At 68.2% G+C, this 7,933-nt stretch carries 7 protein-coding genes; 4 read left to right on the top strand and 3 right to left on the bottom strand.

Going from position 1 to position 7,933, the window contains the following annotated elements:
• Positions 1-2,053 (top strand): primosomal protein N' (locus DYI42_RS22335; RefSeq protein ID WP_213549124.1); only part of this gene is annotated, 2,053 nt, incomplete at its 5' end.
• 30 nt (positions 2,054-2,083) lie between these two features.
• Here the strand turns inward: DYI42_RS22335 and DYI42_RS22340 are convergent.
• Positions 2,084-2,782 carry an endonuclease/exonuclease/phosphatase family protein gene (locus DYI42_RS22340; RefSeq protein ID WP_213549125.1) on the bottom strand — a complete coding sequence of 233 codons (699 nt, stop codon included), beginning with the start codon at positions 2,780-2,782 and terminating at the stop codon, positions 2,084-2,086.
• A gap of 45 nt (positions 2,783-2,827) precedes the next feature.
• On the opposite strand from DYI42_RS22340, the gene DYI42_RS22345 reads away from it, so the two are divergent.
• The gene (locus DYI42_RS22345; RefSeq protein ID WP_213549126.1) at positions 2,828-3,454 is read left to right on the top strand and encodes a hypothetical protein; all 627 of its coding nucleotides are present in this window, start codon (positions 2,828-2,830) and stop codon (positions 3,452-3,454) included.
• 422 nt (positions 3,455-3,876) lie between these two features.
• Here the strand turns inward: DYI42_RS22345 and DYI42_RS22350 are convergent, their stop codons facing one another.
• Positions 3,877-4,623, bottom strand: a complete 747-nt coding sequence (locus tag DYI42_RS22350; protein ID WP_213549127.1) for a YebC/PmpR family DNA-binding transcriptional regulator — start codon at positions 4,621-4,623, stop codon at positions 3,877-3,879.
• A gap of 157 nt (positions 4,624-4,780) precedes the next feature.
• Between DYI42_RS22350 and DYI42_RS22355 the strand changes: the two genes are divergently transcribed.
• Positions 4,781-6,550, top strand: a complete 1,770-nt coding sequence (locus DYI42_RS22355) for an SLC13 family permease (protein ID WP_244868089.1) — start codon at positions 4,781-4,783, stop codon at positions 6,548-6,550.
• Between the two features lie 128 nt (positions 6,551-6,678).
• On the opposite strand, the gene DYI42_RS22360 is transcribed toward DYI42_RS22355, so the two are convergent.
• Entirely contained in the window at positions 6,679-7,569 is an 891-nt protein-coding gene (locus tag DYI42_RS22360) for a LysR family transcriptional regulator ArgP (RefSeq protein WP_213549129.1), read from the bottom strand.
• Positions 7,570-7,654: 85 nt separating this feature from the next.
• Between DYI42_RS22360 and DYI42_RS22365 the strand changes: the two genes are divergently transcribed.
• Positions 7,655-7,933: LysE/ArgO family amino acid transporter (locus DYI42_RS22365; RefSeq protein WP_213549131.1), on the top strand; the 279-nt coding region annotated here is incomplete at its 3' end.

A 7,933-nucleotide genomic window follows, 5' to 3' on the forward strand; every position in this document is an offset into this window, starting at 1 on the left:
GTATAGGAGACAGGTCTGGGGGCCGGGCGAGGGCGGGTTTGACCGGGCCAAGCTGCGCCGCGTGGCCGAGGTGCTGGATGTGGCGCCGATGGGCGCGGGCATGCGCGAGTTTCTGACCCGCGCCGGGGCCTACACGCTGACCGATATGCACCAGATGCTGCGGATGGCCACCCGCGCCCCCGGCCTCGCCACGCCGCCGGGGATGCGCAAGGTCTATCGGCCCGGGCAGGGCGAGGTAGACCGGATGACTCCCGCGCGCGAGCGGGTGCTGGCGGTGCTGGAAGAGCATGGCGGCCTGTCCTTCACTTTAGGTGAGCTGGCGGAGATCGCAGGCGTGTCGACAGGCGTGGTGAAAGGGCTGGTGAAGCTGGGCGCGGTGAGTGAAGAGCTGGCCTCGCGCGATGTGCCCTATTCGGCGCTGGACCCGGACTATGGCGGAAAGGCGCTGAACGCGGAGCAGGCCGAGGCGGCGGCAGCGCTGCGGGCGGGGGTCGCCTCGCGGGAGTATGGCACCACGCTGCTGAAGGGGGTCACCGGCTCGGGCAAGACGGAGGTGTATCTGGAGGCGGTTGCGGAATGCCTGAAACAGGGGCGGCAGGCGCTGGTGCTGCTGCCGGAAATCGCGCTGACGCAGGAGTTCCTGGCGCGGGTCGAGGCCCGCTTCGGCGCCAGGCCCGCCGAGTGGCACCACGGCGTCACCGTCACCGAGCGACGGCGCTGCTGGAAGATGGTGGGCGAGGGCGGGGCCTCGCTTGTCGTGGGCGCGCGCTCGGCGCTGTTTCTACCCTTCCGCGAGCTGGGCCTCATCGTGATCGATGAGGAGCATGACAATTCCTACAAGCAGGAAGATGGCGTGACCTATTCGGCCCGCGACATGGGGGTGCTGAGGGCGAGCATCGAAGGCGCGCAGGTGGTGCTGGCCTCGGCCACGCCCTCGCTGGAAAGCTGGGCCAATGCGGAGGCCGGGAAATATACGCGGCTGGAGCTGACCTCGCGGTTCGGCGCGGCGGTGCTGCCTGAGATGCGGGCGATCGACATGCGGGTGGAGGGGCTGCCGAGCGACAAGTGGGTGTCTCCGACCCTGCAGGGGCTGGTGCGCGACCGGATGGAGAAGGGGGAGCAGGCGCTGCTCTTCCTCAACCGTCGCGGCTATGCGCCGGTGACGATCTGCCGGGCCTGCGGGCATCAGGTGGCCTGCCCCGATTGCGATGCGCGGATGGTGGAACACCGGTTTTTGAAGCGCCTGATGTGCCACCAGTGCGGCCATACCGAGCCGGTGCCCGAGGTGTGCCCGAGTTGCGGGGCCGAGGGCAAGCTGGCCCCGGTGGGGCCGGGGGTGGAGCGGCTGGCCGAAGAGGTGAAGGCGCTGTTTCCCGACGCGCGGGTCGCGGTGCTGTCGTCCGACCTGTTCGGCAGCGCCCGGGCGCTGAAGGCAGCGGTGGAGGGCATCGCGGGCGGGGCGGCGGACATCGTGATCGGCACGCAGATGGTCGCCAAGGGGCATAACTTTCCGCTGCTGACGCTGGTGGGGGTGATCGACGCCGATCTTGGCTTGCAGGGGAGCGACCTGCGGGCGGCGGAGAAGACCTTTCAGCTGATGCGGCAGGTGGCGGGGCGCGCGGGCCGCGCCGAGGCCCCGGGGCTCGCCGTGCTGCAAAGCTACCAGCCCGAACATCCGGTGATCCGCGCGATCCTCTCGGGCGAGGAAGAGGCCTTCTGGCGCGCCGAGGCAGAGGAGCGCAAGGCCGCAGGGGTGCCGCCCTATGGCCGACTTGTGGGTATCGTTCTCAGCTCGCCCGAGCTGGAGGACGTGAATGCGTTGGGCATGGCCATGGCGCGGCAGGCCGAGCCGCTGCGGGCCATCGGCGCGCAGGTGTTTGGCCCTGCGCCCGCGCCGATCGCGCGCATCCGGGGGCGGGACAGGGTGCGGCTGCTGATCAAGGCCGAGAAGACGGCGCCGGTGCAGGGCGCGGTGACGGCCTGGTTGGCGCAGTTCGACTGGCCGAACCGGGTGCGGGTGCAGGTGGACGTGGACCCGCTGAGCTTTTTCTGAAACCGCGCGGGTGCGCCATGAATGCGCACCCTACGAGGCCGCGCGCGCGATATCGGCCCAGATCGGCAGGTGATCGGAGGCGCGCCGTGCCAGCGGGCCGGCCTCGACACCGGCGGCCTCCAGCGTGAGCTCCGGCGAGAGCGCGAGCCGGTCCAGCGCGGCCAAGGGCCGCCGGGTTGGAAAGCTGCGGCCCGGGGCGTGGGTCTCGAAAGCGCCCGCGAGTGGCTCCAGCCCGCGGGCCGCCCGCCATTCGTTGAAATCGCCGGTGATGACGGTGGGGCGGGGGGGCAGCGCCTCGAGCCGGGCGCGCAGGTGGTGCAACTGGGCCCTGCGGGAGCTGCGCAGCAGGCCGAGGTGCACGCCCACAAGGCGCAGGCCTTCCACCTCGACGGCAACGGCCCCGCGCGGCTCCAGGCCCGGCAGCTCGATGCGCTGCGCCTCGGAATGGGCCAGGCCCTTGCGGACCAGCACCGCGTTGCCATGCCAGCCCACCGAAACCGGGGATGTGGCCAGCGGCACCAGCTCGAAATCGCTCTCGGCCTCGACCATCGCGGGCGGCAGGGCGGCATGGCGGGGGCCAAGGCGCAGGTCGGCCTCCTGAAGCGCCACCACGTCGGCATTGAGCCCGGCGATCACAGCCAGCACGCGTCCCGGGTCGCGGCGCCCGTCGGTGCCGCGGCATTTGCGGAGGTTGTAGCTGGCGACCCGGATGGGCGATGATGGGCTCATGGTATTCATGTCGGTATCGCGGGGCGCGATGCCAAGAGGGGCGAAATGGCGCAGGCAGGCTGGTTCACCAAGGCACTCTGGCTCATCCTGGCAGCCGCACTGGCCGAGTCGCTCTGGGTGGGGCGCTACCCCACGGCCTTTATCGCAGTCACCACCTTCGGGCTGACGCTGGTGCCGATGGCTCTCGCCCGGCAGTTCGAACTGTTCATTCCGCGCAGCTTCATGGCGGCGCTCACCTTCTTCATCGTTGCCACCCTGTTCTTCGGCGAGGTCTGGGATTTCTACGACCGCTTCTGGTGGTGGGACATCCTGCTGCACGGCGGCTCGGCGGTGGGGTTCGGGCTGATTGGCTTCATCCTCGTCTTCCTCCTGTTTCAGGGCGATCGCTACGCCGCCCCGCCCTGGGCGATGGGCCTCTTCGCCTTCTGCTTCGCGATGACGATCGGGGCGCTCTGGGAGGTGTTCGAATTCGCGATGGATCAGGGCTTCGGCATGAACATGCAGAAATCGGGGCTGGTGGATACGATGACCGATATCATCGTGGACGCCCTCGGCGGGCTGGTCGGCGCGGGCTCGGGCGTGCTCTACCTCAAGGGGCGTGCGCGCAGCGGGCTGCCGGGCATGGTGGCGGAGTTTCTGGAGCGTAACCGCAAGCGATTTCGGCGGAGATAGGCCTGCCGCCGGGCACCCTTGCCCTAACCCGGGTGCCCGGCGGAACCGCTAAGCAGTGGGGTTTCACACCCTCGCTTTAAAGGCGCACCTGCGGTGCGACACCCCCGCAGCTTTATCAAAAAGCAATGAGGGATATAGGGTTCATTAACCTTAACGCGCCATGATGGCTGCACGGTACAGCCGGGGACGGCGATGACCGTGAGCGATGAGAGCGAGATGCTCTGTCAGGGGCGGGGGGCGAGGTTTCGTCGCCCGCTTCTGTCTCTCATTGCTCTTCAAATATCCCCGCCGGAGGCCTCAAATCTTTTCTGGCCCTCGGGCCGGTCTGCCCACACCGCCCACGAAAAGGGCGCAAGCCTCGCAGCCCGCGCCCAACACCAAAATCGAATGCGCCGCAAGGCGCGCAATTGAATAGCGGCGGCTCAAGCCGAAAGCTGTTCCATCACCTCGTCGGAAACCTCGAAGTTGGCGGTGACGCGCTGCACGTCGTCGTCATCCTCCAGCACCTCGATCAGGCGCATCAGCTTTTGCATGCCCTCAAGGTCAAGTTCGGTGGTCGTGGTCGGGCGCCAGACCAGCTTGGCGCTTTCACTTTCGCCCAGCTCGGCTTCCAGCGCATTGGACACGTCGTTGAGGTCGGTGTCGGCGCACCAGATGACATGGCCTTCCTCGGAGCTTTCGGCATCTTCCGCCCCGGCCTCGATGGCGGCTATCATCACCGTGTCCTCGTCGCCCGCGTCGGCGGGGTAGGTGACCTGCCCCTTGCGCTCGAACATGAAGGCGACGGAGCCGGTTTCGCCGAGGTTGCCGCCGTGCTTGCCGAAGGTCGAGCGCACGGTGGAGGCGGTGCGGTTGAGGTTGTCGGTCATAGCCTCGACGATCACCGCCACGCCGCCGGGGCCGTAGCCCTCGTAGCGGATCTCCTTGTAGTCGTCGCCGCCCGCGGCCTGGCTCTTGTCGATGGCGCGCTGGATCACGTCTTTCGGCACCGAGTTGGACTTGGCTTCCTTCACCGCCAGCCTGAGCCGTGGGTTCTTGTCGGGGTCAGGATCGCCCATCTTGGCGGCCACGGTGATTTCCTTGGCGAGCTTGGAGAAGAGCTTGGAGCGAGCCGCATCCTGCCGCCCTTTGCGGTGCTGGATGTTCGCCCATTTGGAATGGCCGGCCATGGGGGCCTCCGTTTGATGCTGTGTGCCTGATCTGGCGGGCTATATAGGGCAGAGCGGGGGCCGGGGGCAAGGTGCGTGGCGGCTTTCCTTCCGGCGGCGGGGAGGCCATGATCGGCGGGCAGAAAACAGGGGGCAGGCAGCCGTGACCGGCGAACAGATGACACTCTTCGCGCTCTTCGGAGCGGTCTTCGGACTGCTGATCTGGGGGCGGTTTCGCTATGATCTGGTGGCCTTCACTGCGCTGCTCACCGGCGTCGTGCTGGGCCTCGTGCCGTCCGAACGGGCCTTCGAGGGCTTTGGCCATCCGGCGACCATCGTGGTGGCGCTGGTGCTCGTCGTCTCCGCCGGGCTGGTGAACTCGGGCGCGGTGCTGCTGATCACCCGCACGCTCGTCAACTCGGCGCGGGGGCTGGGCGGACATATCGCGCTGATGGGCGGTGTCGGCGGGCTTCTCAGTGCTTTCATGAACAACGTCGCCGCGCTGGCGCTGTTGATGCCGGTGGATATCCAGACCTCGCGCAAGGCGGGGCGCTCGCCCGGCCAGAGCCTGATGCCCCTGAGTTTTGCCACCATCCTCGGCGGCATGGCCACGCTCATCGGAACGCCCCCCAACATCATCATCGCCGCCGTCCGGGGCGATGCGCTGGGCGAGCCCTTCCGGATGTTCGACTTCGCCCCGGTAGGCGCGCTCACCGCCATTGCCGGGCTCGCCTTCGTGGCGCTGGGCGGCTGGCGGCTGATTCCCAGCACCGAGAACGCTGCGGGCGCGGTGCAGGCGGGGGAGATGAAGAACTACATCGCCGAGCTGACCGTGCCCGAGGGCTCGAAGTTCGTCGGGCTTCGGGTGCGCGAGATCGAGGAAGCCGCCGACAAGGCCGATGTGGCCATCATGGGCCTCGTCAGGGGTGGCAAGCGGCTCTACGGCGCGCAACGATTGACCAAGGTTGAGGCGGAAGACGCGCTGGTGCTGGAGGCGGTGCCCGATGCGCTGGACGAGTTTCGCGCCTCTCACGGCCTCACCTTCTCCGACGAAAAGCGCCGCGAGCTGCTGGCCGAGGCCGATGCGGGCGAGGGGCTGGGGCTGATCGAGGTGGTGGTGCCCGAGAGCGCGCGGATTGCCGGGCGCTCTGCCCATGGCATCGGGCTGAGCTGGCGGCAGCGGACGGTACTGATGGGCATCTCGCGGCAGGGCAAGCGGATCACGAGCCAGGTGCGCAAGGAGATCGTCAAACCCGGTGACATCCTGTTGTTGCTGGTGCCCAATGACCGGTCTGCCGAGGTGACGGAGTGGGTCGGCGCCATGCCCCTGGCCGACCGGGGGCTGGCGGTGACGCAGGACAGCAAGACATGGCTGGCCATCGGCCTGTTCGGCGCTGCGGTGGCCGCGGCCTCCTTCGGGCTGGTCTACCTGCCGGTGGCGCTGGGCCTTGTCATCGTCGGCTACGTGTTGACCAAGATCCTCACCCTTCGCGAGCTCTACACCCACATCGAGTGGCCCGTCGTCGTGCTGTTGGGGTCGATGATCCCGCTGGGGGCGGCGCTGGAGGAGTCGGGCGGGACAGAGCTGATTGCGGGCGGGCTCGTCGGACTGACGGAGGGCTGGCCGGCCTGGGCGATTCTGACCATCCTGATGGTGGTGACCATGTCGCTCTCGGATGTGCTGAACAACACGGCCACGGCCATCGTGGCCGCGCCCATCGGCATCCAGATGGCGAACTCGCTGGGCGTGTCTCCCGACCCCTTCCTGATGGCTGTCGCGGTGGCAGCTTCCTCGGCCTTTCTCACCCCAATCGGGCACAAGAACAACACGCTGATCCTCGGGCCGGGGGGCTATTCCTTCGGCGACTACTGGCGCATGGGGCTGCCGCTGGAGATCCTGGTGGTTGCCGTGTCGATCCCGCTGATCCTGCTGTTCTGGCCGCTGTAGCACGGAGCGGCCCATGACCGGGTTTAGCCCTGCATCGCATCGGCGCGCGGAAAATCCTTCGCGAAGGATTTTCCGCCGGGCGGAGCAAAATTCTTCATGAAGAATTTTCGTGCGGGGAAGAATTTTCTTTAAAATTCTTCCTGTTGCGCCGAGACGAGGTGGGTCCGGGCGGCTGCGCGCACCGAGGTGGTGAGATCGGCCAGTGCGGGGGCGGCGAGACGCGAGACCAGCCAGTAAAGCGGGCGGTCGAGGGTCAGGCCCGGTTTGGGCTCCACGAGGGTGCCGGAGGCAAGGTGCGGCGCAGCGAGGGGTGCGGGGTTCATGCCCCAGCCGAGGCCCGCGCGGGCGGCGTCGATGAAGGCGGTGGTGGCGGGCAGGATGTGCAGTGGCGGTGCGGGGTGCGCGCCGCATGCGGCCTGCATCCATTGGCTTTGGAGCCGGTCCTTCAGGGAAAAGGTGAGACAGGGCGCGCGGGCGAGCGCCTCTGCCGTGGGGCCTTCGGGAAAGTGCCGCGCGGCGAAGGCGGGCGCGCAGGTGGCGTGGTAGCGAAGCGCGCCCAGCGGGTGCACATCGCAGCCCTGCACCGGGCCGGGCTGGGCGGAGATGGCGGCCAGCACTTCACCCCGGCGCAGCCAGTCGGCGGAATGGTCCTCGTCGTCGATCACCAGGTCGAAGCTGATCCCCTCCACCCCGGCCATGGCCTCCACGAACCAGGTTGCAAGGCTGTCGGCGTTGACCGCGAGGCGCAGGGTGGCGGGGGCAACGGGTTGGCCGAGATCGCGCGCAAGCGCCCGCGACAGCAGGCCCATTTCCTCGGCGTGGCGGTAGAGACGCGCGCCGGTGGCCGTGGGCGTGCAGGGGCTGCCGCGCTGGACCAGAGCGGTGCCCATTTGCTCTTCCAGCTTGCGGATGCGCTGCGAAATGGCCGGGGGTGTCACATTGAGCCGGGCCGCCGCCGCCTCGAAGGAGCCGGTGCGCAGGATGGCGTGGAGGGCCAGAAGGGCGGGGTCGGTGAACATAAGCAATGCTTAACAGGCCATAGTATCTTTCACTAGGCTTATCTCACCCCAACCTTTAGGCGGACCGGGCAGAGAGGACTATATGATGTGGGATGCGGGATTTGCGGGGTTTTCGCTCGGGCTGAGCCTGATCGTGGCGATCGGGGCGCAAAACGCCTTTGTGCTGCGACAGGGGCTGCGCCGGGCTTTCGTGCTGGAGGTGGCGCTGGCCTGCGGCCTTTCGGACGCGGTGCTGATCGCGGCGGGGGTGGCGGGCTTTGCGCTGCTGGCCGATGTGATGCCCGCGCTCCTGCCGTGGTTCCGCTGGGGCGGCGCGGCCTTTCTGATCGTCTACGGCGCGCGCAGCTTTCTTGCTGCCTGGCGG

Origin of the sequence: Vannielia litorea (assembly GCF_018424695.1) — a bacterium.
In the GTDB taxonomy this organism is placed as follows: Bacteria; Pseudomonadota; Alphaproteobacteria; order Rhodobacterales; family Rhodobacteraceae; genus Vannielia; species Vannielia litorea_A.

What these genes read in the sequence shown, in the direction of transcription:
- DYI42_RS22345 (WP_213549126.1), top strand. Translation starts at nt 2,828, where the DNA reads ATGGCGCAGGCAGGCTGGTTCACCAAGGCACTCTGGCTCATCCTGGCA.
- DYI42_RS22360 (WP_213549129.1), bottom strand. Translation starts at nt 7,569, where the DNA reads ATGTTCACCGACCCCGCCCTTCTGGCCCTCCACGCCATCCTGCGCACC.
- DYI42_RS22355 (WP_244868089.1), top strand. Translation starts at nt 4,781, where the DNA reads ATGACACTCTTCGCGCTCTTCGGAGCGGTCTTCGGACTGCTGATCTGG.
- DYI42_RS22350 (WP_213549127.1), bottom strand. Translation starts at nt 4,623, where the DNA reads ATGGCCGGCCATTCCAAATGGGCGAACATCCAGCACCGCAAAGGGCGG.
- DYI42_RS22340 (WP_213549125.1), bottom strand. Translation starts at nt 2,782, where the DNA reads ATGAGCCCATCATCGCCCATCCGGGTCGCCAGCTACAACCTCCGCAAA.